At 70.8% G+C, this 22,886-nt stretch carries 20 protein-coding genes; 10 read left to right on the forward strand and 10 right to left on the reverse strand.

Annotated features, from left to right (window positions below):
• The first annotated feature begins 32 nt into the window (after window positions 1–32).
• The 3 genes from OG407_RS03170 to tgmB all read left to right on the forward strand — a co-directional run bounded on the left by OG407_RS03170 (window position 33) and on the right by tgmB (window position 1,688).
• On the forward strand, window positions 33–329 hold the full coding sequence (locus OG407_RS03170) for a YkvA family protein (RefSeq protein WP_405854772.1): 297 nt from the start codon (window positions 33–35) through the stop codon (window positions 327–329).
• Window positions 330–493: 164 nt separating this feature from the next.
• On the forward strand, window positions 494–685 hold the full coding sequence (gene tgmA / locus OG407_RS03175) for a putative ATP-grasp-modified RiPP (RefSeq protein WP_327406634.1): 192 nt from the start codon (window positions 494–496) through the stop codon (window positions 683–685).
• Between the two features lie 16 nt (window positions 686–701).
• Window positions 702–1,688, forward strand: a complete 987-nt coding sequence (gene tgmB / locus OG407_RS03180; protein ID WP_405854774.1) for an ATP-grasp ribosomal peptide maturase — start codon at window positions 702–704, stop codon at window positions 1,686–1,688.
• A 43-nt stretch (window positions 1,689–1,731) separates the two neighbouring features.
• Here the strand turns inward: tgmB and OG407_RS03185 are convergent, their stop codons facing one another.
• A complete protein-coding gene (locus tag OG407_RS03185) occupies window positions 1,732–2,889 on the reverse strand; it encodes a serine hydrolase domain-containing protein (RefSeq protein WP_405854776.1) in 1,158 nt (385 codons plus the stop codon).
• A gap of 201 nt (window positions 2,890–3,090) precedes the next feature.
• On the opposite strand from OG407_RS03185, the gene OG407_RS03190 reads away from it, so the two are divergent.
• Window positions 3,091–5,130, forward strand: a complete 2,040-nt coding sequence (locus OG407_RS03190; protein WP_405854778.1) for a SpoIIE family protein phosphatase — start codon at window positions 3,091–3,093, stop codon at window positions 5,128–5,130.
• 9 nt (window positions 5,131–5,139) lie between these two features.
• Here OG407_RS03190 and OG407_RS03195 read toward each other — a convergent pair whose 3' ends face one another.
• Window positions 5,140–5,607: a hypothetical protein gene (locus OG407_RS03195; RefSeq protein WP_405854780.1), complete on the reverse strand. Its 468-nt coding sequence runs from the start codon at window positions 5,605–5,607 to the stop codon at window positions 5,140–5,142.
• Between the two features lie 144 nt (window positions 5,608–5,751).
• Here OG407_RS03195 and OG407_RS03200 point away from each other — a divergent pair, with 144 nt between their 5' ends.
• Window positions 5,752–6,720 carry a GlxA family transcriptional regulator gene (locus OG407_RS03200; RefSeq protein WP_405854782.1) on the forward strand — a complete coding sequence of 323 codons (969 nt, stop codon included), beginning with the start codon at window positions 5,752–5,754 and terminating at the stop codon, window positions 6,718–6,720.
• A 17-nt stretch (window positions 6,721–6,737) separates the two neighbouring features.
• Here OG407_RS03200 and OG407_RS03205 read toward each other — a convergent pair whose 3' ends face one another.
• From OG407_RS03205 to OG407_RS03220, 4 genes are all read right to left on the reverse strand, one after another.
• The gene (locus OG407_RS03205; RefSeq protein ID WP_328685681.1) at window positions 6,738–6,980 is read right to left on the reverse strand and encodes a DUF5133 domain-containing protein; all 243 of its coding nucleotides are present in this window, start codon (window positions 6,978–6,980) and stop codon (window positions 6,738–6,740) included.
• Window positions 6,981–7,054: 74 nt separating this feature from the next.
• Window positions 7,055–8,827, reverse strand: a complete 1,773-nt coding sequence (locus tag OG407_RS03210; RefSeq protein ID WP_405854784.1) for an ABC transporter ATP-binding protein — start codon at window positions 8,825–8,827, stop codon at window positions 7,055–7,057.
• A 107-nt stretch (window positions 8,828–8,934) separates the two neighbouring features.
• Window positions 8,935–9,792, reverse strand: coding sequence for an aldo/keto reductase (locus tag OG407_RS03215; RefSeq protein ID WP_405854786.1), 858 nt, complete (start codon window positions 9,790–9,792; stop codon window positions 8,935–8,937).
• 215 nt (window positions 9,793–10,007) lie between these two features.
• Entirely contained in the window at window positions 10,008–10,502 is a 495-nt protein-coding gene (locus tag OG407_RS03220) for an FBP domain-containing protein (RefSeq protein ID WP_405854788.1), read from the reverse strand.
• Window positions 10,503–10,573: 71 nt separating this feature from the next.
• On the opposite strand from OG407_RS03220, the gene OG407_RS03225 reads away from it, so the two are divergent.
• The 3 genes from OG407_RS03225 to OG407_RS03235 all read left to right on the forward strand — a co-directional run bounded on the left by OG407_RS03225 (window position 10,574) and on the right by OG407_RS03235 (window position 13,753).
• Window positions 10,574–11,149, forward strand: a complete 576-nt coding sequence (locus OG407_RS03225; RefSeq protein ID WP_405854790.1) for a TetR/AcrR family transcriptional regulator — start codon at window positions 10,574–10,576, stop codon at window positions 11,147–11,149.
• 163 nt (window positions 11,150–11,312) lie between these two features.
• Window positions 11,313–12,509: a GDSL-type esterase/lipase family protein gene (locus OG407_RS03230; RefSeq protein ID WP_405854792.1), complete on the forward strand. Its 1,197-nt coding sequence runs from the start codon at window positions 11,313–11,315 to the stop codon at window positions 12,507–12,509.
• 356 nt (window positions 12,510–12,865) lie between these two features.
• On the forward strand, window positions 12,866–13,753 hold the full coding sequence (locus OG407_RS03235; protein ID WP_405854794.1) for a Gfo/Idh/MocA family protein: 888 nt from the start codon (window positions 12,866–12,868) through the stop codon (window positions 13,751–13,753).
• Between the two features lie 25 nt (window positions 13,754–13,778).
• On the opposite strand, the gene OG407_RS03240 is transcribed toward OG407_RS03235, so the two are convergent.
• From OG407_RS03240 to OG407_RS03250, 3 genes are all read right to left on the reverse strand, one after another.
• Window positions 13,779–14,129 carry a hypothetical protein gene (locus OG407_RS03240; protein WP_405854796.1) on the reverse strand — a complete coding sequence of 117 codons (351 nt, stop codon included), beginning with the start codon at window positions 14,127–14,129 and terminating at the stop codon, window positions 13,779–13,781.
• A gap of 142 nt (window positions 14,130–14,271) precedes the next feature.
• The gene (locus OG407_RS03245; RefSeq protein ID WP_405854798.1) at window positions 14,272–15,162 is read right to left on the reverse strand and encodes a GNAT family N-acetyltransferase; all 891 of its coding nucleotides are present in this window, start codon (window positions 15,160–15,162) and stop codon (window positions 14,272–14,274) included.
• Between the two features lie 254 nt (window positions 15,163–15,416).
• Window positions 15,417–17,837 carry a GH92 family glycosyl hydrolase gene (locus tag OG407_RS03250; protein ID WP_405854800.1) on the reverse strand — a complete coding sequence of 807 codons (2,421 nt, stop codon included), beginning with the start codon at window positions 17,835–17,837 and terminating at the stop codon, window positions 15,417–15,419.
• Window positions 17,838–18,209: 372 nt separating this feature from the next.
• Here OG407_RS03250 and OG407_RS03255 point away from each other — a divergent pair, with 372 nt between their 5' ends.
• Both OG407_RS03255 and OG407_RS03260 read left to right on the forward strand, forming a co-directional pair.
• Window positions 18,210–19,421, forward strand: a complete 1,212-nt coding sequence (locus tag OG407_RS03255; protein WP_405854802.1) for a glycoside hydrolase family 64 protein — start codon at window positions 18,210–18,212, stop codon at window positions 19,419–19,421.
• 44 nt (window positions 19,422–19,465) lie between these two features.
• Window positions 19,466–20,584 (forward strand): PP2C family protein-serine/threonine phosphatase, encoded by a 1,119-nt coding sequence (locus OG407_RS03260; RefSeq protein ID WP_405854804.1) that lies wholly within the window; start codon window positions 19,466–19,468, stop codon window positions 20,582–20,584.
• A gap of 36 nt (window positions 20,585–20,620) precedes the next feature.
• On the opposite strand, the gene OG407_RS03265 is transcribed toward OG407_RS03260, so the two are convergent.
• A complete protein-coding gene (locus OG407_RS03265; RefSeq protein WP_405854806.1) occupies window positions 20,621–22,870 on the reverse strand; it encodes an MMPL family transporter in 2,250 nt (749 codons plus the stop codon).
• Between the last annotated feature and the right edge of the window lie 16 nt (window positions 22,871–22,886).

Consider the following 22,886-nt stretch of genomic DNA (forward strand, 5'->3'; position numbering starts at 1 on the left):
GCCGTGCGGCCGTACCGGAAAAAGGGGCGCCAGTGGACTCGACCACGACCGTGATCGTCATCGTCGCGGTGCTCGCGGTGATGCTGCTCGCCGTGGCCGTCGGAGTGCTGGTGCGGCTCGTCCGCACGCGGCGCACGATGCGGCGCGCAGGGCTTCCGACCGGCCCCAAATGGGTTTTCTGGGGTGCCGTCCTCTACTTCGTGCTGCCGACCGACCTGATGCCCGATCCCGTGTATCTGGACGACATCGCCGTTCTTCTCCTCGCTCTTCGCACGATGCGCAACTCCCTCGGCGAGCAGGAGAAGGGGCTGCCGGGCGAGCTCGACTGACCCCGGTACGCGTGGCGCGCTCCTTACTCCGACTACGCAGAGTAAGGAAACCATTCACTCGTTCGATTCGTATAAGTCTCTGGAAGCAGACGGAAGTCAGCGGGCCAAGCGACCTCGCAGGGTGGCCACCGCTTGCACGAGGCAGTACCGACGAGGGAGAGACGATGCAACCGTTCGCGCTCAACTACGCTCGCCCGGCAGCACAGTTGGAGCTCAGCGCTCCGTACAGCTACGACTCCGGACTGCAGTTGAACGTGCTCGCCGACGGACGGGTCGCCGCCCATGATCTCGCTCTGCTGAGAGAACTGGGGACCACGACGTCCACCGCGGGATCGAAGACTCACTTCGACGACTGAACACGGAACGACGAAAATGACCGTCCTGGTCCTTACCTGCGAAGAGGACGTCACGGCGGACATGGTGGTGGTCCACCTGCACGCGTCCGGCGTCCCCGTGGTCCGGATCGATCCCGCCGACCTCACCGGCGGGGTCGCGCTGTCCGGTGAGTACGTGCACGGAGCCTTCCGCGGCCATCTGTCCGCCGGGGGGCGACTGGTGAGCGTGAGCGGGCTGCGGTCCATCTGGGTGCGCAGACCGGGCGCCCCGGCGACTCGCGCACCCCAGCCCTCCGCATGGCTGACCGAGGAGGCCTCACAGGCGCTCTACGGCATGCTCCGCGGTTCCGGCGCCCGCTGGATGAACCACCCCGACGCGTCCCGACGCGCCCGGCACAAGCCCTGGCAGCTGCGTCTCGCGCAGCGCAGCGGCCTGCCCGTGCCGGCCACCCTGATCACCACGTTCCCGCAGGCCGCCCGCGAGTTCTCGCGGCGCTTCCCGGACCTGGTGGTCAAGCCGGTCTCCGGCGCCCATCCGCAGGACCCGCCCCGCGCGGTGCCGACGAGCCGGGTCGCGCCGGACACCGACTTCGCCGCCGTCGCGTTCGGCCCCACACTGCTGCAACGCCGGGTCGCCAAGCGCGCGGACATCCGTCTTACCGTGGTGGGCGACCGGATGCTCGCCGCCCGTACGGCGACCGCCCCGGACCCCGACCCCGTCGAGGTCGACGTCCGTTTCGCCGTGTCCGCGCAGCCCTGGCGCCCCACCGAGGTCCCGCCGCGCATCGCCGAGGCCGTCCTGACGTATATGCGCGATGCCGAACTGGCCTACGGCGCCTTCGACTTCGCCGAGGACGGCGACGGGACCTGGTGGTTCCTGGAGTGCAACCAGTCGGGCCAGTTCGGCTTCGTCGAGGCGGAGACCGGCCAGCCGATCGCCCGGACCATCGCGGAGTGGCTGGCCCTGCCCGCCGCCCCCGAACGGGAGGGCCTCGTCAACGGGTCGGACAGTGCGGTCGGTTGAGCAGTAACGGTTCGCCTGAGACGGAAGGGGCGAGCGCGCTCGGTCAGGAGTGACGCTCTGCCCCATATGTCCCCAACAGGCCGCACACCGCGTCCTCTTCGACCGCGCGCACCTTCCGCAGCAGTTCCGGGTTCCCGGCCTGGTTCACCTGAGTTGTCAATGAGAAAGTGAGCGACCGCCGCCCGTCGGGGGTCGCCGCGATGAACTGTGTGTAACCGAGGGTGTTCCCGGTATGTCCTAGAACGACCCCGCATCGCGTGTCGTAGCGGAAGATCGCGAGTCCGGCGCTGTTGCGGCCGGGGCCGGCCGGTTCGGAGGCGCCGGGGACCCAGTGCCGCTGTTCCCGCACGACCGCCTTCGAGGTGAGGGCCCCGGCGGCGTAGCCGCTGATGAACGCGGTCAGGTCGCGGGGCGAGGAGGTGATCCCGCCCGACGCCCACACGCCCGACATGCCGATCGCCTCGCTGACGTCCTCCGGTCCGGCCGGTCCACCGACCGTGTATCCGTGCATGTACGGCTCCGGCATCTCGAACCCCTGCGGCAGGCTCGTGTCGTGCAGCCCCAGCGGCTTGTAGACGTCGTGCCGCAGCAGGTCCTCGTAGCGCGTGCCGGTCGCCACCTCGGCCATCAGGGCTACGGCGATGTTGTCGGAGTTGGAGTAGCGGTACTGCGAGCCCGGCGTGAAGCGCAGTGGTTCTCCGGCCACGAAGTCGAGCAGGCGCCGCGAGTCGAAGTGCCGGTGCGGGTCGGCCTGGAGGAGGCTGCGGAAGCGGGTGCTCTCGCTGAAGTCCGGGAGGCCGCTGGTGTGTTGCAGCAGCTGGCGCAGGGTCACCTTCCGCCAGGCCCGGGGCTGGTGGGGCAGCCGGGTGCCGATCGTGTCGTCGAGGGCGAGCCGGTGCTGTCGTACGAGATGCAGGGCCACCGCTCCGCTGAACGCCTTGCTGGTGCTCGCGGTCCGGGTGTGGTCGTTCGGTTCGAGCGGGCGGCCGGTGGTGATGTCGGCGGTTCCGGCGCGGAGGACTCGTTGGTGGTCGCCGTCGCGGAGCACGACGATCACGCCGGGCGGTCCGTCGGGGGCGGCGACCAGGTCGTCGAGGCCGCGCTGGAGGGAGTGGTCGTCGGCCGCGGCGGGCGACGCGGGGACGAGGGCGCCCACGCAGGTGGCGACGAGGAGGGAGACGAGGCGGAGCGGCAGGGGCATGGAGTGTCCTGGGGGCTGTGGGGTCGGGGCACGACCAGAATCCGGGGGTCCGTGGGCGTCCGCGCGGGAGCGTGCTCCATACGGCCCCCTTCCCCTGTTCACCTCGCGCGGTGTTGCCCCGCGGGGCGTGCTGTGCCGTAATCGGATGACCCGTGGTTCGGATCTTGGCGGTTCCGTGCCGCGCCGGAGGGAGCGGCTGGGATGGACGCTTACGGTGCCGGGGACGGTTTCTCGGCCGCCCCGGGCGGGCTGCTGGACCTGTTGCGGGTCACGGCGGTGGTGCTGGACGCCGGCGGGTACATCGGGCTGTGGAGTCCCGAGGCGGAGCGGTTGCTCGGCTACTCCCCCGAGGAGGCGCTGACCCAGCGCGCGGACCGGCTGCTGGTGTCGCCCGACGACCGGGTCCGGGCGCGTGAGCTGTTCGCCCAGGTCGGTACGGGCGCCCGCTGGGCGGGGGTGTTCCCGCTGCTGCACCGGGACGGCACGGAGCGGATGGTGGAGTTCCGCACGATGCGGCTGCGCGACAGCCACGGCCAGCCGCATCTGCTGGGCCTCGCCGCGGACGCCACGACAGTACGGGGTGTGGAGCGGGACCTGGCCCTGTCCCACAGCCTGGTGCGCCAGACGCCGGTGGGCATCGCGGTGTTCGACACCGATCTGCGGTGGGTCGGGGTCAATCCGGCCCTGGAGCGCATCAACGGCGTCCCGGAGGAAGAGGTCGTCGGGCGCCGGGTAGGCGAGGTGTTGCCCGGTCTGGACGTGGCGGCCATCGAGTCGCGGATGCGGCACGTGCTGATTACCGGCAAGCCGCTGCTCGACCAGCAGACCGTGGGCCGGACGGCGGCCGACGTGGTGGACCGGGCGTACTCGGAGTCGTACCACCGCATCGAGGACGCGCAGGGCCGGGTCCTCGGGCTGGCGATGGCCGTCCTGGACGTGACCGAGCGGGAGCAGGCGGCGGCCGAGGTCGCGCAGGCGCGCCAGCACCTGTCCGTCGTGGCGGAGGCCGGAGTGCGGATCGGCACGACGCTGGACCTCCAGCAGACCGCCCGGGAACTGGCCGACGTCGCGGTCCCGCACGTGGCCGACCTGGCCGCCGTCGACGTACTGGAATCGGTCGTCACGGACGGCACGATCACCCCGGTGACCGAGGACGCGCAGGTCGAGTTCCGCGCGCTGGCCGTCGCCGCCGGCTATCTCACCGACGCGATCCACGCGGCCGACCCGGTGGGCGAGTTGGCCACCTACGGCCCCCACCGCATCATCACCCAGTGCGTCCGCGAGGCCGGCCCGATCCTGGTCGAGCGGGTCGACCCGCCGATGATGCGCCGCATCGCCCGGGACGGCCGCGCCGCCCAGACCCTGCGCACGGCGGGCGTCCACTCCTACCTGGCCGTCCCGCTGATGGCCCGCGGCGAGGTGCTGGGCACGCTGAGCCTCTACCGCACCGTCAACGAACGCCCCTTCGACGAACAGGACCGCGTCCTCGCCACGGAACTCGCCGCCCGAGCCGCGATCTGCATCGACAACGCCCGCCTCTACGGCCGCGAGCGCGCCACCGCGCTGACCCTCCAACGCAGCCTGCTGCCACCGGCCCCGGCCCGGCAGGAGGGCCTCGACATCGCGGCCCGCTACCTCCCGGCGCTGAGCGAGGTCGGGGGCGACTGGTACGACGTGCTGCCGCTGGGGCCGGGCCGCACCGGGCTCGTCGTGGGCGACGTGATGGGCAAGGGCGTCCAAGCCGCCGCCATCATGGGCCAGTTGAGCACCGCGACCCGCGCCCTGGCCCGACTCGACCTGCCGCCCGCCGAGTTGCTGCACCACCTCGACGACCTCACCGGTTCCCTCGGCGACGCGATCGCCACCTGCGCGTACGGCGTCGTCGACCTCGGACGCGGCACCTGCGAACTGTCCAGCGCCGGACATCTGCCACCCGTCCTGATCCACCCCGACGGCACCGCGGAACTCCTCGACATCCCCGGCGGAGTCCCGCTCGGCGTCGGCGGCGTGGACTTCGGAACCGCCGAAGTCGACTTCACCACAGGCGCGTTGCTCGCCCTCTACTCCGACGGGCTGGTGGAGAACCGCGGCGAGAACATCGACGTGGGACTGCACGCGCTGACACGGCTGTTGCAGAGTTCCCGCCGCCCCCTGGAGCAGACGAGCGACATGCTCCTCAACGCGCTGCGCCCGGAGCCCGACGACGACGTGGCACTGCTCCTGGTCCGCGTCACCGGTTGACCTCTCCGGTCAGGCGCCCGTGGTCGAGCCCGGGCGGATGATCATGAGGACGGTGACGGTCGCCCACAGCAGGTTGAAGATGCCGGTGAACATGGCGAGTTGAACGGTCCCCGAACGCTCCACGGGCCGCTGCGTGCCGAGTTGTTCCAGGAGTTCGTCCTGACGCGGCAGCACGAAGGCGATCAGGATGCCGGCCGCGACCGCGGTGAGGGTGATGGAGGCGATGAGCCAGCCGCTGCCCAGGACGCCCATGGCGGAAGCGGTCGCGAAGCCGAAGAGGGGCACGGCCAGTCCGACGGCGCCGTAGACACGGCAGATGCGATGCAGCAGTCGTACGGTCGTCACGCCCGCGTCGGGTCCGTCCGGGCCCGTGAGGGCGCGGCGGGCCGCCGGTGGGAACATGCTGGCGGCGACGGTCACGGGGCCGACCGCGACGATGGCGGCCAGGACGTGCAGGGTGAGAAGGATCTTGGTCACCGGCCCAGGTTAGGGACGTCCGGCGTGGGGGCACAGAGGCTGAAACGACAGCTTCCAACGGATTCTCGCCACCAGCTCTGACAAGGCTGTCGTGGCAAAATCCCCTGCCACTCCCCTGGCGGGAATTCGTCTATCGTGGACTTCATGCACACCGTCGCGATCCTCGTTCTCGATCATGTGGTGCCGTTCGACATGGCGACACCGATGGAGGTCTTCGGCCGTACCCGGCTGCCGGACGGGCGGAACGCCTATCGGGTGCGGGTGTGCGCCGAGACGCCGGACGTGCGGACGGACGGGTTCGCGCTGCGGATCGACCATGGGCTCGAAGCGTTGGTGGACGCCGACACCATCATCGTCCCGGGGCGCTCGGAGCGGGCCGCGCCGCCCTCCGCCCGGGTGCTGACGGCACTGCGGGAGGCGGCAGCGGCGGGTACCCGGATCGTGTCCATCTGCGTGGGCGCCTTCGTGCTGGCCGAGGCCGGGCTGCTGGACGGGCTGCGTGCCACCACGCACTGGGTGGCGGCCGAACTACTGGCCCGCACCTACCCGTTGGTCGAGGTGCGGCCTGATGTGCTGTACGTCGACAACGGGCAGATCCTCACCTCGGCCGGGGCCGCCGCCGGGCTCGACCTGTGTCTGCACGTCATCCGGCGGGACTACGGCTCGGCGGTCGCCGCGGACGCGGCCCGGCTGTCGGTCATGCCGCTCGAACGCGAGGGCGGGCAGGCGCAGTTCATCGTCCACCGGCACCCGCCGGTCCCGCAGGGCTCGACCCTCGAACCGCTTCTCCAGTGGATCGAGGACAACCTCTCCCACGAGATCACCCTGGGGGCGCTGGCGACGCGATCGGGTATGAGCGAGCGGACGTTCAGCCGCCGTTTCCGCGACCAGACGGGCAGCACACCGCTTCAGTGGCTGCTGCGGGCCCGCGTACGACGCGCCCAGTATCTGCTGGAGAACAGCGACCACACCATCGAACGCATCGCCCAGCAGGCCGGGTTCGGCTCCCCCACCGCGTTCCGCGAGCGCTTCCGCCGGGTCGTCGGCACCAGTCCGCAGGCGTACCGCTCGGCGTTCCACGGCAGGGCGGTCCCCGAAGTGGCCTTCTCCTGACGGATCTACCGACGGCTCTACGCCGCGGCGCGGCCGTCCGCGACCACGCCTCCCGGTGTGCTGCGCGCCGCCGCCAACAGGGTGTCCGCCTTGACGATGGCTTCCCGGATGCCGGTGGTGCCCATCATCACGCAGAGGGTGTAGACGACGTCGTTCAACTCGGCGGCCGCCTGCGGTCGGTGGCGCTCCGCCTGGGAGATGCGCAGCACCGCGTACCGGGTGAGCAGTTTTCTGACGGCCTTCGGGTCCGGCACCAGCACGAAACGCCCCTCTCTCGCTTTTCGCTCCGTGTGCCCAGCCCGCGCCGTTCCAACCGGACGGCGGCGAGATCCGGTCAGGCGACCTGCCCGCTGTGCAGGGCCGTGTACGCCCCGCCCCGGCGCAGGAGTTCGTCGTGCGTGCCGACCTCCAGGATCTCCCCGTCGCCCATCACCACGATCCGGTCGGCGCCCCGGACGGTGGACAGCCGGTGGGCGACCACGAAGGTCGTACGGCCGCGCAGCAGCCGGGCCAGGGCCTGCTGGACGAGGGCTTCCGAGCGGGTGTCCAGGGCCGAGGTCGCCTCGTCCAGGACGAGCACCTTGGGGTCGCGGATCAACGCCCGTGCGATGGCGAGGCGCTGACGCTGGCCGCCGGACAGCCGGGCCCCGCGCTCGCCGACCAGCGTCTCCAGGCCCTGGGGCAACTTGTCCACGAACTCAAGGGCGTTGGCGTCCCGCAGCGCCGCGCGCACCGACTCCTCGTCGGCGTCGTCCATGCCGTAGGCCACGTTGTCGCGGATCGTGCCGTCGAAGAGGATCGACTCCTGGGGGACGACCGAGACGAAGCGGCGGTAGGTGCGCAGGTCGAGGGTGTTCATGTCGGTGCCGTCGAGGAGGAGTTGGCCGGTGGTGGGGCGGATGAAGCCGATGACGAGGTTGAGCACGGTGGACTTGCCGGCGCCGGACGCGCCGACGAGGGCGACCGTCTCGCCGGGTGCGACGGTGAGGGTGAAGTCGTGCACGGCGGGCCGGAGTTGGTCGTTGTCGTAGGCGTGGCCGACATGTCGGAAGGTGACGGCTCCGCGTACCCCGGTGACCTCCGCCTTGCCCTCGTTGTCCTCCAACTCGGGGGCCTGGAGCACCTCGCCGACCGAACGGACCGATTCCAGGCCCTTGGTGATGACCGGGGCCAGGGTCGTGAGGGACGTGGTGGAGTTGGTGAGGGTGGTCAGGAAGGCACTCAGCATGACGACGTCTCCGGCGGTGACTCCCCAGACGCCGTAGTACGACACCAGGGCCGCGCCGGCGAGGACCAGGACGCCGACGACATTGAGGACGACCCAAGCCAGCGAGCCGAAGCGGCCGTTGAGGAGGTCGAGGCGGTTTCCGGAGGTGAGCAGGCGGCGCAGGGTGCCGTCCATGCGGCGCAGGGCCTTGCCCTCCAGGCCGTGGGCGCGGGTGACCGGGATGAGGCGGGTCATCTCCGTCACGCGTGAGGACAGGGTCTCCACCTCGTGGCGGAAGTGCTCGTTGTGGGTGCGCAGGCGTGACCGCAGCCGGGACACGAGAAGCGCGGCGACCGGTACGACGACGATGAAGACGGGCACGAACTCCGGTGTGCGGAAGCCGATGATGACCAGGCCGCCGGTGAGCACGGTGATCGCGCCGAGCCCGGTCTCCGCGGTCTGCTGGACCATCTGCTCGACCGTCTCCACGTCCCGCACGACCTTGGCCTGGAGCACTCCGGCGCTGACCCGGGAGTGGTAGCCGATGGAGAGCTGCTGCATGCGGGTGCACAGGGCCGAGCGCAGGTCGGTGCCCATGCGGCGGACGCTGCCGTAGAGGAGACGGACGTAGAGCACGTGCAGGGGGTAGTTGATCAGCAGGATGAACAGGATGATGCCGGTGCTCGTCCAGAGGCGGCTGACCGGCTGGTGCTGGACGACGGTGTCGATGATGGACGCGGTGATCAGCGGGAGCAGCCAGATGGGGCTGTGCTTGACCGTGAACACGGCGACGGCCAGGGCCAGTTGTCGCCGGTCGGCGCGGAAGAGGTAGGCGAGGGTGCGGATCGGGTGTTCGTCGCGGTAGCGGTGGTCGAGCGGTTTCTCCGTGGTCGATGCCATCGGTGGTGGTCCTCCCCCTGTGACCGGTCGGCCCCCTGGGGCCAGTTGACGGGCAAGCGCTTTCTGCCCTTGCCCGCCCCTCCTACACCTCAGACATCAGGGTCTTCTCAAACGGCGTCCAGCTCCGCGATCTCCTCGGCGGAGAGGGCGAGTTCGGGTGCGGCGGCCGAGTCACGGATCGTCTCGGGGCGGCTGGCGCCCGGGATCGGTACGACGACCGGGGACTTGGCGAGCATCCAGGCCAGGCAGACGCGCTGCGGGCTGACGCCGTGCTTCTCGGCGATGCGGGCGAACGGGGCGTAGGCGGAGCCGAGTTCACCGGCGCGGGTGATGCCGCCGAGGGGGCTCCAGGGCAGGAACGCGATACCCAGTTCGTCGCAGAGGTCCAACTCCGGCTCGCTGGAGCGGAAGGCCGGGGAGAACTGGTTCTGCACGGAGACCAGTCGGCCGTCCAGGATCTCGTTCGCCAGCCGGATCTGCTCCGGGTCGGCGTTGGAGATACCGGCCAGGCGGATCTTGCCCTCGTCGAGCAACTCCCGTACCGCGCCCACGGACTCGGCGTACGGGACCCTCGGGTCGGGGCGGTGGAACTGGTAGAGCCCGATGGCCTCCACGCCGAGCCGGCGCAGAGATGCCTCGCAGGCCTGCTTCAGGTACGCGGGACTGCCGTTCAGGGTCCAACTGCCGTCCCCGGGGCGGAGATGGCCGCCCTTGGTCGCGACGAGGACGTCCGCGCCGCGGTCGTGGGAGGCGAGGGCCTTGGCGATCAGGGTCTCGTTGTGCCCGACCTCGTCGGCGTGCAGGTGGTAGGCGTCGGCGGTGTCGATCAGCGTCACGCCCGCGTCGAGTGCGGCGTGGATGGTCGCGAGGGAGCGTGCCTCGTTCGGCCGCCCCTCGATCGACATGGGCATACCGCCCAGGCCGATCGCACTGACCTCGACGTCACCGATACGGCGGGTGTCCATGCGGGTGCTCCTCCTCCGGCTGTCACGCGGAAACGTGCCGTCCCACACCGCTGGAGCCCGAACCGGGTTCTCGGATCGGGGTCACCGACGGGCAGGACGCATCCTCCAGCCTGTCCGGCCCGGGTCCGCAGGTCCAATAGAAGAAATCGAACGCATCCAGCAGCGGGACTGCTCAATCGGAACCGCCCAGCCGGAACCGGTCAATTCGGGATCGCTCAGCGAGCGGCGACCTTGGCGATGAACGCCGTGACGTTGGTGACGGTCCGCTGGATCTTCTCCTCCAGGGTGAGCGACTCGGGCATCCGTGCGCCGACGCCCGCGTCCTTCTTGCCGCGCACGTACAGCGGGCAGGCGAGGTCGCTGCATATGTAGGCACCCACGGAGTTGCCCTGCTGCCCGGCCCTGCCCGCCCTCGCGGCGGTCATCAGCGAGACGCCTCCGGTGTGCGTGGTCATGCACATCGAGCACATGCTGCGCCGCGTCTGCCAGGAGGTGACACCGGGGCTGCGCAGGGCGATCGCCGTCAGGTCGTCGCCCAGCTCGATGGCGAGGTAGGCGCGATCCGGAGCCTGCGGGTCCCGCCAGCCGAGGAAGTCCAGGTCGTCCCACGGCCGTTCGGCCAGATCCCGGGGCACGGACAGGCGCTTGGCCTCGCCCTTGGTGCAGTTCACGAAGGCGGCGCGGATCTCCCGCTCGGTCAGTGGTCTCATGAACGGCACGCTAGTTTGCCTAAACCCTTTAGGCAAATGCATAATGGTTATCGTCGATTGGGAGGATGGTTATGGCCAGAGCAGGACTGACGCCGGAGCGGCTGACCCTGGCAGGGGCGGAGCTGGCCGACGAGGTCGGCTTCGACCAGGTGACCCTCTCGGCACTCGCGCGACGGTTCGATGTCAAGGTCGCGAGCCTGTACTCGCACTTGAAGAACTCCCAGGAACTGAAGACCAGGATCGCCCTGTTCGCGCTGGAGGAACTCGCCGACCGGGCCTCCGACGCGGTGGCCGGGCGGGCCGGCAAGGACGCCCTGGCCGCCTTCGCGGAGGCCTACCGGGACTACGCCCGGAAGCACCCCGGCCGGTACGCGGCCGCGCGGCTCCGGCTCGATCCCGAGACGGCGGCCGCCAGCGCCGGGGTGCGGCACTCCCAGATGACCCGGGCGATCCTGCGCGGCTACGACCTGGCGGAACCGGACCAGACGCACGCGGTGCGGATGCTGGGCGGCGTCTTCCACGGCTACGTCAGCCTGGAGCTGGCCGGGGGTTTCGAGCACAGCGCGCCGGACGCGCGTGAGTCCTGGGCCTGGGTCGTGGATTCCCTCGACGAGCTGCTGCGGAACCGGGCCGCGCCCCACGACTGACGTATCCCGGATCCGGCGCTTCCCGGCTCCGGATCCGACGCGTCCCGCTTCCGGATCCGACGCACTCCGATCCCGATTTGGACGTGCTCCGATTCCGAGTCCGACCTATTTCAGTTCAGGGCCTGACCACCCTTCCGGACATCTTGATCAACAGGCTGAGGCGATGAGCACCGACCACGACACGATCACCACACCCGTCACCACCGACATGCTGCGCGGCTTCCTCGACGTGGAGACGACCGCGCACGGTCTGCTGCCACATCGGCTGCCCGCCCGGGCGCGCCGCCAGATCCCCGACGACCAACTCGCCGTGGCCGAGGCACAGCCCTCCGGCGTACGGCTGGTCTTCCGCACCCGGGCGACCTCGATCGAGCTGGACACGCTGCCCACGAAGCGTGTCTACCGGGGGTTCCCGGCCCCGGCGGACGGCGTGTACGACCTTCTCGTCGACGGCCGTCTCACCGCCCAGGCCACGGTGTCCGGCGGCAACGTACGCACGATCACCGACATGGCGACCCAGTCCTACGAGCTGACGGAGGGGCGGCCCGGCACCGCCCGGTTCACCGACCTACCGGCCGGCGACAAGGACATCGAGATCTGGCTCCCGCACACGGAGGCCACCGAACTGATCGCCCTGCGCACCGACGCCCCCGTCGAGAGGGCGCCGGACAACGGGCGCAAGGTGTGGCTGCACCACGGCAGTTCCATCAGCCACGGTTCGAACGCCACGCATCCGACGGCGACTTGGCCCGCCCTGGCTGCCGCCCGAGGTCAAGTGGAGCTGGTAAACCTGGGGTTCAGCGGCAGCGCGCTGCTCGACCCGTTCACCGCCCGTGCGATGCGGGACACCCTGGCGGACCTGATCAGCGTCAAGATCGGCATCAACATCGTCAACGCCGACTCGATGCGCCTGCGCGCCTTCGCCCCGGCGGTCCACGGCTTCCTCGACACCATCCGCGAGGGCCATCCGACCACGCCGCTCCTGGTCGTCTCCGCCATCCTCTGCCCGGTCCAGGAGGACACGCCCGGCCCCCTCATGCCCGATCCCGACGGCGGCACCCTGCGGTTCAGGGCAACGGGCGATCCGGCGGAACGCGCCCTCGGGCGCCTGACACTCACCGTCATCCGCGAGGCACTCGCCGACGTCGTCGAACAGCGAGCGGCCGACGATCCGAACCTGCACTACCTGGACGGCCGTTCCCTCTACGGCGAGGAGGACTACGCCGAACTGCCGCTGCCCGACCAGGTCCATCCTGATCCGGCGGGGCATCGGCGTATCGGGGAGAACTTCGCGCGGTTGGTGTTCGGAGACGGTGGGGCTTTCGCGACGGGGACCGGGGCTGAGACCAGGACCGGCTGAGTTCGGCTGCGCGGGATCGCGGATGCACTGCGGCTCAACTGGGCTGACGCGAGGGGGACTTCGGGGGGGGCCGTTGAACCAGCGGCACTCCTCGCCGTCCAGCTACCGTGCCCGGGTCGGGTCCGCTGAAGGCCACCGAGGACAACGGTGCGGTGTTCTCCCCCTGGCATCCGGTCACTCTCAACGAAACCGGGCACGGGGATCGCATCCGCAAGGTTCTCGGTGTGTCGGTCGGCAGGCCCGGTCGCGGTAAGGGCTTGCGCACCCGCCCCGTTCATATGGCACGCTCACCGGCGACCGGCCGGTCGGATCGGGCCCGGTCTCGTCACCAGGTTCGACCGTGGAAAGGCACCGCTATGCGCATCGGACTGCTCGGCACCGGCCCTTGGGCTCAGATGGCTCACGCCCCGGCCCTCAGTGGGCACGGTGCGTGGGAGTTCGCGGGCGTGTGGGGTCGCCGCCCCGACGCCGCCAAGGAGTTGGCCGACCGGCACGGCGTACCGGCCTACGACGATGTCGACGCCCTGCTCGGGGACGTGGACGCCGTCGCCGTAGCCCTGCCGCCCTCGATCCAGGCCGAGTTGGCGGTGCGGGCGGCACGGGCGGGTCGGCATCTGCTGCTGGACAAGCCCCTCGCGCCGACCGTGGAGCAGGGGCGGGCCGTGGTCGACGCGGTGCGGGAGGCCGGGGTCGCGTCGGTGGTGTTCTTCACCACCCGCTTCCAGCCGGAGACCGAGGCGTGGATCGCCGAACAGACCGCAGCGGAGGGCTGGTTCACGGCTCGGGCCGAGTGGCTCGGGTCGGTGTTCACCACCGACAGCCCGTTCGCGGCCTCGGCCTGGCGGCAGGAGAAGGGCGCGCTGTGGGACGTGGGCCCGCATGCCCTGTCCGTGTTGCTGCCGGTCCTCGGTGATGCACGGCGAGTGGCCGCCGCCGTGCGGGGTCCCGGCGACACGGTCGTGCTGGTCCTGGACCACGTCGGCGGTGCGTCCAGCACGCTGACGCTGAGCCTCACCGCGCCGACCGCCGCGGCGGGAGCCACGGTCGAACTGCGCGGCGCGGCCGGGGTGACCAGCCTTCCGGACAGCTCGGGCGACGCGGTGTCCGCCCTCGTACGAGCCGCCGACGCGCTGAGCGAGGCCGTACGCACGGGGCGGCCGCACGCGTGCGACGCGGTGTTCGGGCAGCGGGTCACCGAGATCCTGGCCGAGGCCGAGGCGATGGTGGACAGCGAGCCTGTCTGATCGGACGCTCTGGTCGGTCGCCTGGTCACTCGCCACCGGGCGGCTCCTCGTCCTCGTCGAACGGCTCGTCGCTCCAGCGGAACCAGGCCCGCTCCCCCTCGATGTGCAGCAGGAACTCGGGTACGGGCCCGTCCGGCGAGGTCAGCGTCACCTGTCGGCTGATCTCGTCGTAGGACTCCTCCCACCGCGCCCAGTGCCCGTCGTCGTCCGCCTTCGTCAGGGCCAGTTCCCGAGCGAACAGTTCCTCTACGTCACCGAACGCCGGACCGGCGGTGAACTTGCCCGAGAGCCAAGGAAAGTCGGCGTCGTCGATCAGGATCTCCCCGACCGACTCCTCGCCCCTGCGCACCTGCCACACCTCGCCGACGAACCCCATGCCCGCCTCCATCCCGCCGTAGATCGACCTGCCGCCAGCATGGCACCCGGTACTGACAGTCGGCCCGGAACTGATGACAGGCCGGGCCGACCGCCTTATGGCCTACGGATCTACGAAGCGACGCGCTTACTCAACTACTCGCCTACTCGACGAAATGGAAGCTGGCCCGCTCCCGGATGACCGGATAGCCGACCTTCGCGAAGTGTGCGGCCATCGGGAAGTTGCCCTGGTCCGTGGCGGCGGCGATGAACTCGGCGCCCCGTTCCACGAGGTAGTGGGTGCACTCGGCGAGCAGGTCGCGGGCGTAGCCGTGGCCGCGCTGCTCCGGTACGACTCCGATGAAGCCGATGCAGGGGCCCGACGGGTTGTGGGCCGGGATGTGGACGCCGGCGAGGTCTCCCTCGGGGGTGCGGGCGATCTGCCACCACTCGCGCGGGGACGGGCACCAGCGGAAGAAGTCGATCTCCTCCTGTGCGGCCTTGTCAACTCCCCCTTCCCGGATGGCCCGTTGGGCGTGGGCGTCGAGGGTGACGGAGTGGATGCGGCGCAGGGCGTCGAAGAAGACGGCGTCGTCCGGTTCGGGGGCGAAGACCAGGCGGCCGGGGCGTTCGGGGAGGCCGCACTCCGGGGTCCACCGGTAGATGAACCGCTCGACCAGGAGGTCGTAACCGGCCGCGCGCAGGGCGGTGAAGCGTGCCTCGGCGGCCGTGCGGGTCTCGGGGTTGTCGCGCCAGCCGGCGGGGAGGTTCAGTTCCACGTCGACGCGCCAGGGTGCGCTGCGCAGGAGTTCGGCCCCGGCCTCCTCCTCGCCCTCGATCAGGTCGAAGCAGTCGACGGCGAGGGGTTCGGTGTCGTTCGGGCCGCCCCACCAGGCGGCGCGCGCGACGACCGTGCCGTCGCGCAGGGCCACCCGCTGCCAGTCGGGCCGCCAGGTTGTCCGGCGGTGTTCGGCTCGGGCGCCGAGGGCGTCGGGAAGGGTGTCGAAAAGGTGGGCGTCGCTCTCGTCGAGCGCGCGAATGACCAGATCGGTCATGGGGTTTCCTCCGGGAGGGGTGCTGCGTGGAGCGCTCCCGGTCAGGTCAGGCGAGGCACGCCGGGTCAACGGGGAGGGAGCGCTGGGGTGTTGTGAACCTCATGGCACTCGCCTCCTTCCGCTGGTCTCAGGGCGTGCTCGCACACGATAGGCGGTTGATCTCCCGCCCGTCCACCGTATTTCCGGGCCGGCCCGGCGGAGCGGGACTCCGCCGGGCCGGTGTGCGTCACCTGGAGTGCGTCACTCGATGCGCATCACTTCGGCAGTTGTCCCGGGTCGATCCCCCAGCTCGTGTTGGGTTCGATGGCGAGCCGGAAGTCCAGCCTGCCGCCCTTGAGCGTCAGGCCGGCGCCGGTCCACGCGCGCGTGAGGTCACGGCCGTCGAGGCGTACGGCGTCGACGTACTGGTGGGTGTCGTCGGCGTCGGGGGCGGTGATGACGATGTCCGTGCGGCCCGGCCGGTCGACGACCGCCTTCGGGAACAGCGGTGCGCCGAGCAGCAGGTCGGCGCTGCCCGGGGTGCGGGGATAGATCCCGAGGGCGGAGAGGACGTACCAGGCGGACATGGTGCCGAGGTCGTCGTTGCCGGGCAGGCCCTTGGGGCCGGTGCCGTAGGCCGTGTCGAGGATCTGGCGGACCGTCGCCTGGGTCTTCCAGGGCCGGCCGAGGGAGTTGTAGAGCCAGGGCGCGTGGATGTCGGGCTCGTTGGTCGGGTCGTAGCGCAGCGCGTCGCCGCCCCGGACCGACCAGGCGCCGTCGGCGGTGTGGAAGAAGCCGTCGAGCCGGGTCGCCGCCGCCTCGCGGCCGCCCATCGCCTCGGCCAGGCCCTGTACGTCCTGCGGGACCATCCAGACGTACGCGGCGGCCGAGCCCTGCGCGAAGCCGAGATCGCTCGCCGGGTTGAACGGGCCCACCCAGGAGCCGTCGAGGTTGCGGGCCTGGATGTAGCCGGTGGCGGGGTTGAAGACGTTGCGCCAGTAGGCGCCGCGTTCGGTGAGGGTCTTCGCCTCGGCGGTACGGCCGAGCAGTTTCGCCCACTGGCCGAGGGCGGAGTCCGCGACGGCGTCCTCCAGGGTCTCGGCGGCACCGCCCCAGCAGTGGCACGCGTCCTGGGCGGCGTAGTGGGAGGTCATGTACTGGGCGAGGTTGGGGCGTTGGCCGACGCACTGCCCGGGGCAGCCGGCGTCCGAGAGTTCGTCCGGGTTGGGCACGGTGGCCTGGTGGACGAGGGAGTCGAAGGCGCCCTTGTAGTCGAAGTTGCGGACCCCCATGGCGTAGAAGGTGGCCAGGGTCGCGGCGGTCGGGTCGCCGGTCATGACGTGGGTGGCGCCGCTGATGTGCACCCAGCGGTCCCAGATTCCGCCGTTCTGTTTCGCGAAGTTGTAGAGCGATTGGGCGAAGTCGCCCGCGACGGTGGGCTTGAGGAGGGCGAGCAACTGGATTTGGGCGCGGTACTGGTCCCAGCCGGAGAAGTTGCTGTACTGCGCCCGCTGCCCGCGCGCTAGTCGGTGCACGGCTTGGTCCATGCCCCAGTAGCGGCCGTCCTCGTCGCTGATCAGGTTGGGCTGCATGAGGGCGTGGTACAGCGCCGTGTAGAAGGTCTGGCGGCGTGCCGCTGTGCCGCCGTCGACGCGTACGGTGCTCAGTTCGCGGTCCCACGCGTGGGCACCGGCTTCGGCGACGTCGGCCACGCGCGCGTGCGGGGCGATCTCCTGGCGCAGGTTGGACTCGGCTCCCCCGAGGCTGACGTAGGAGATGCCGATCCGCATGCGGACATCGTTGTCAGATGCGGTGTCGAAGCCGACCCAGCCGCCGGAACCGCGTCCCGCGCGGTCGGCGCCGGTGGCGTAGCCCTCGCCTCCGGAGGCGGTCGTCGACCCGGGTGACACGGTGCTGTCGTGCCAGGTGCCGACGGAGGAGAAGGCGCGGTCGAAGGAGGCGCTGAAGTAGAGCTTGTAGTAGCTCTTGCGGTTGTTGACGCCGCCGTTGGCGCGCCGACCGCAGAAGGCGCCGGTGTACACCCAGCCGGTCACCTTCTGGTGGGCGGTGTCGATGTCGACGTGTGCGTCCTGGCTGCCGTTGAGGGAGTTGGAGACGCGGAAGAGCAGGCTCGCCGGGCGGTCGGCGGGGAAGGTGAAGTCGGCGACTCCGGCGCGCTTGCTGACGGCCAGGTCGGCGGTGGCGCCGGAGGCGAGGCCGAGGGTGTAGCGGCCGGGGGTGGCCTTCTCGTCGGCGTGCGAGAAGTTCGACGCGTACACGGCGTCCTTGGTGTCCGCCGAGGGGGACGAGGTGACGTCGCCGACGAACGGCATGATCGGCACGTCGCCCGCCGCGCCCGGGTTGCAGCCGGCGCCGTTGACGTGGGTGAGGCTCAGGCCGCGGATGCGGGTGGCGCCGTACTCGTACCCGTTGGCGGCGCCCGTGCTGGTCTGGTCGCCGGTGGTGCTGGTCGGGGACCAGGCGATCATGCCGTACGGGAGGGTGGCGCCGGGGTAGGTGTTGCCGCCGTTGGAGGAGCCGATCAGCGGGTCGACGAGCGCGGACGGCCGCTCGGACGGGCCGCTCGCCGCAGCGGGGGCGGGGAAGGGGGCGGCCGCGGCGAGCGCGGTCGATACCGCCACGGCCGCGGCTCCGACGCCGAACCGTCTTGCCGTGCCCAGGAGTTGGTGACGCATGCGTCAAGTCGCCTTTCGGGGAAGGGACATGGGGAGAGGTACAGGAAGGCGCATGAGGCCGAGGAGACAGGGGGCATCGTGAGGCTAGGAGGCCGCACGATGGGAGGGAAGAGGCTCCCGGGTACGGGTGGTGAAGTACGAGTGAACGCTTCGCCGGGCGCTTAAGTGATCCTTAAGTGGGGGTTAAGCCACCCATCCCGCCCCGTCTGCGCAGGTCAGCGCGGTGACGACTTCCCGCAGAACCGTTGGCTCAGCCCCTGGGCGTGCGTAACATCGGGCCTCGGCGGCGGTGTCGACACTCGCTGTGAGAGCGCTCTCAATGCGTCGGCACCGTCGCTCCGAACAGTCCGACTCGCCCGGAGGTCCCCCCACATGACTCCCCCGACTGCCCGCCATCAGCGCACGCTCGGCCGCCGCAAGCTCCTCTTCGCCCTCGGCGGTGCGGCGGTGGCCGCCCCCGCCGTCGCGGCACTCGCACCGCACGCCCTCGCGGACACCAAGTCCATGGAGACCAGCGCCGATCAGGCGGGCGCCCTCCCGCTGACACTGGTCAACAACAGCGGCTCGTTCGACAACGCCAACGTGCACGTCTACGTCGTGGGAAACGTGGACGGCAAGCAGGTGCGGGTCACTCCCGACGGGACGATCGCGCCGATCGCGCTCTCCGACAACGGCGCCGACGGTTTCACCGACTACGCGATCAGCCTCAACTCCGGTGCGGAGACGACCATTTCGCTCCCGTACCTTTCGGGCCGCATCTATGTCTCGCTCGGCGCGAAGCTCAAGTTCAAGGCCGTGGCGGACGGCAACGGCAATCCCGCGTTGCAGTACCCGGCCGGCTGGGTGACGTCCGACCCCAACTACGAAGTCCTGCACGACTGCGCCGAGTTCACACACAACGCGTCCGGCATGTTCTGCAACACGACGATGGTCGACATGTTCAGCGTGCCGCTGAGCATCCGGTTGACCGGCGCGCAGGACCAGACGACGGGCACCCTGCGCGACGGCGGCCGGGCATCGGTGTTCGACGCCGTACGGAAGGTCGAGGCGTTCGCCCCGCTGGTCGTGGGCGACACGCGGGTGATCGCGCCGGGACACGGGCTGGACGCGGGCCTGTTCGCCGCGGACTACTTCGCGCCGTACATCGACGAGGTGTGGAGCACGTACACCGGCAAGGACCTCACCGTCACCACGAACGCGGGCGCCTTCACGGGACGAGTCCGCGCCGGCCAGTTCACCTTCACCGGCCCGGCCTCGGTCTCGTTCGCGAAGCCGTCGACCCGGGACGTGCTGTTCTGCGACGGCAACCTGGCCGCCCCGAACGACGGCACCACGGGCCCGGTCGCGGCCGTCCTCGGCGCCGGGTTCAACCGCTCGACACTCCTGTCGAACCCCGCCCAGCCGACCACCGACGCGGCCGGCTTCTACGCCACCGACCTCACGAACCACTACGCGAAGGCGATCCACGCGGCCACCGCCGACGGCAAGGCGTACGGCTTCGCCTTCGACGACGTGGCGGACTTCGCGTCGTACGTCCAGGACACCGCGCCCACGGGGATACGGCTGACGCTCACGCCGTTCTAGGCGCTCGGCGTGCGGGGCCGGTACCGCCGTAGGAGCGTGGTGGTGTGGGAAAGGTGCGCGTGCCGTCGTTCCGCCGGGTTCGGGAGCCGGCCCGGCGGGGGTGGCTTCGGGGCGCGCCGGCGCCGCGGTGGGTGCGGGTGCTGCCGGGGGCACTGGTGGTGGGGGTGGGCGTGGCGACGCTGGTCAGCCCGCACTCGCTGGACATCGGCTTTCTGCTGGGCGCCATTCCGCCGCTGGCGGGGCTGTCGTACGGGCCGCTCGCGACCGCGCTGATGGGTGGCGCCACGGTCGGGCTGCTGACCGTCCCGGCGTTCCATCTCAACGATCCCGGCGAGACCGATCTGCTGACGGTCCTGTTCGTCGCGGTGCTGAGCGTGTTCGTGTCCTTCGTGCGCAGTCGCCGTGATGCCCAGCTGGACCTGGAGCGCACGGTCGCGGAGGCGGCGCAGCGGGCCGTCGTGCCGCCGCTGCCGGAGCGGGTGGGGCCGGTGGGGTGTGCGGGGCTGTACCGGGCGGCGCAGCGCGGGACGCTGGTCGGCGGGGACTTCTTCGACGTGCGGGACGGCCCGTACGGCGTGCGGGCGGTCATGGGCGATGTTCAGGGGCACGGGCTGTCGGCCGTCGCGACGGTGGCGTCCCTGCTGGGGGCGTTCCGGGAGGCGGTGCTCGATCTGCCGGACCTGGAGGCGGTCGCCGCGCGGCTGGACCGGCGGCTGGTGGTGGACTCGGCGCGGTCGGCGCACGCGGAGCTGTTCGCCACGGCGGTGCTGCTGGAGTTCACGGCGGACGCGGACGCGGTGCGGATCGTGGCCTGCGGGCATCCCTCTCCCGTGCTGCTGCGCGCGGGCCGGGTCACGGAGATCGACGTCGAGGCGTGGACGCCGCTCGGTCTCGGCCTGTCCGACGCCGGTCCGCTGAGTGGGGTGACCATCCAACTGCGGCCCGGCGACCGGCTGTTCCTCGCCTCCGACGGGGTGTGGGAGGCGCGGGACACGGGCGGCGCCTTCTACCCCTTCGCCGAGCGGCTGGCCCAACTCGCGCACGAGGAGCCAGTCTTGATGACCGAGCGGGTGTGGGCCGACCTGCTGCGGTACTCGCCGGAGATCCGGGACGATGTGACGATGCTGGTGCTCACACCCCGGGCCCGACCGGTCGGCGGTTGAAGACGCACACCCCGCACGCCGTACGGGAGTTGAGGCTCACGCCTGCTGCTCGTGGTCGCCCTCCGCGTCGATGTGCGGCAGGATCCGGTCCAGGAAGCGGGGGGTCCACCAGGCGTGCCGGCCCAGCAAGGTCATGACCGCGGGCACCATCAGCAGCCGTACGACCGTGGCGTCGATCAGCACGCTGACGGCCAGGCCGAGGCCGAGCATCTTGACCACGATGTTGTCGCTGACGACGAAGGCCGCGAAGACGCTGACCATGATCAGCGCGGCGCAGGTGATGACGCGCGCGGTGATCTCCAGGGCGTGGGCGACCGACGCCTCGGCGTCGCCGGTGCGCAGCCAGGCCTCGTGGACGCGGGAGAGCAGGAAGATCTCGTAGTCCATGCTCAGGCCGAAGATGATCGCGAACATCATCATCGGGACGTAGCTCTCGATGGGGACCTTGCCGGAGACGCCCAGCGCGGGGCCGCCCCAGCCCCACTGGAAGACCGCGACGACGACGCCGTAGGAGGCCGCGATGGAGAGCACGTTGAGGACGGCGGCCTTCAGGGCGACGAGGAGGCCGCGGAAGACGGCGAGGATGATCAGGAAGGCCAGCGCGACCACCACGCCGATGATCAGGGGCAGCCGGCTCGACACGATGTCGCGGAAGTCGACCTGTGCTGCTGTGGTGCCGGTGACGTAGCCCTTGGCGGAGGTACCGGCGACCGCGTCCGGGAGGGTGTCGTGGACGAGGCGGTTGGTGAGGTCGGTGGTGTCGGCGCTCTGCGGGGACTGCTTGGAGTAGACGGTGCCGACGAGGACGTCACCGTCCTTGGTGGTCGTCAGCGGGGTGACCTTCGCGGCGCCCCGCACCCCGTCGAGGGTCTTCTGGGCCTGGCTGGAGAGGTCCGAGCGCTGGGAGGTCGGGACGCCCGTCTGGTCGATGACGATGGTGAGCGGGCCGTTGGAGCCGGGGCCGAAGGCGTCGGTCATCAGGTCGAAGGCGCGTCGGTCCGTGAACGAGGTGGGGTCGGCGCCGTCGCCGATGTGACCGAGCTGGAGCGAGAACACCGGGATCGCGAGGACGACCACGGCCGCGACGCCCGCCGCGAGGAACGTCCACGGCCGGTGTTCCACGCGCTGCGCGTAGCGGTGCCAGGTGCCCGTGGGCTCGGTGCCCGGCGCGGCGTCGGTCTCGGCGACCGGGCGGCGCACCCGGTAGCGGTCGATCCGCTTGCCGAGGAGCCCGAGCAGGGCGGGTACGAGGGTGAGCGCGCCGATGACCGCCGACACGACCGTCACGGCGGCGGCGAGCCCGAGTTTGCCGATGAAGGGCACGCCGGACACGAACAGTCCGGCCAGCGCGATGATCACCGTGCAGCCCGAGACCAGTACCGCCCGGCCGCTGGTCGCCGTGGCCTGTCCGGCGGCGCTCACAGGGTCGGAGCCGTTCATGAGGTTCTGCCGGTGCCGGGTGATCAGGAACAGGGCGTAGTCGATGCCGACGCCGATGCCGATCATCGTCGCGAGGGTCGGTGACACCGTCGCGAAGGTGAAGGCCGCCGCCAGCAGTCCGAGGCACGCGAGTCCCCCGATCACGCTGATCAGCGCGGTCACCAGGGGCATCGCGGCGGCGACCACGCTGCCGAAGCCGATCAGCAGGACGACGATCGCCACGGCGAACCCGATGAGTTCGCTGATCCGGTCGTCGGCGACGGGCCGGGCCAGTTCGCCGAGCGGTCCGCCGTACTCGACCTGGGCGCCGGCCGCACGCAGCGGCTTCACGGAGGTGTCGACGCCGTGGAGGTAGCCGTCGCCGAGGGTGGACGGCTGCACGTCGAAGCGGATGGTGATGTACGCGGTCCTCGCGTCGGAGGAGAGGGGGCCGACGTTCGGACTGGAGGACGCCGGTGGCTGCGTTCCGGGCTGGGGCAGCGGGTTCTGCACCGACAGGACGTGCGGGAGTTTCTGCAGGTCGCCGACCGTCTCAGACATCTGCGAGTTCAGGGAGGTGAGCTGCTTGTCCTTGTCGTGCAGGACGATCTGGCTGCTGTAGCCCCCGGCCGCCGGATCGTGCTCCTTGAGGACCTGCAACCCGTGCTGGGACTGTACGCCGGACAGCGAGAAGTCGTCCGAATAGTCGCCCCCGAAGGACCTGTTGAGGACCTGGAGCGCGGCGAGCGCGACGAGCCAGGCGACGATGACGATCACGAAATGCCGGGCGCACCACTCCCCCAGGCGCCTCAGCACCCCCTTGGCAGCCGTCCTGCCGTCCCCTGCGCTGGATTCCGTGGGCGCCATGGCCTCGGCCTTTTCC

It is taken from the genome of Streptomyces sp. NBC_01515, from assembly GCF_045040345.1.
Taxonomy (GTDB): Bacteria; Actinomycetota; Actinomycetes; order Streptomycetales; family Streptomycetaceae; genus Streptomyces.